The sequence below is a fragment of the Siphonobacter sp. BAB-5405 genome (assembly GCF_002872335.1).
Lineage (GTDB): Bacteria > Bacteroidota > Bacteroidia > Cytophagales > Spirosomataceae > Siphonobacter.
The window spans coordinates 1-318 of the sequence record NZ_NJAG01000232.1 but is presented as its reverse complement, the minus strand read 5'-3'; the positions used below and the strand labels follow the sequence as shown (position 1 = coordinate 318).

At 54.1% G+C, this 318-nt stretch carries 1 protein-coding gene; it reads left to right on the top strand.

The window, feature by feature from the left end:
• On the top strand, nt 1-318 hold a 318-nt coding region (locus BWI97_RS27990; RefSeq protein WP_158242907.1), incomplete at both ends, for a hypothetical protein.

Genomic DNA, 318 nt, shown 5'->3' with positions numbered 1-318 from the left:
AACGACGACTTATTACGTACGGGGCGAGGGTGGTTGCGTAACCGCTGGTTCCTGTGCCTCCCAACAGATCACGGTTAACCCGCAACCTAACGCCCCCGGTGTTCAGAATGTAGCGTACTGTCAAGGTGTTCCGGCTAGCCCATTGACGGCTAGCGGTACGAACCTCAAGTACTATACCGCTGCTACGGGTGGAACCGGTTCAGTCGCAGCACCTACGCCACCTACTTCCACGCCAGGCACGACCACTTATTACGTGAGTCAAACCAATGTTAATGGTTGTGAAAGCCTGATCGATGAGGAACATGGCTTTTCCTCCAT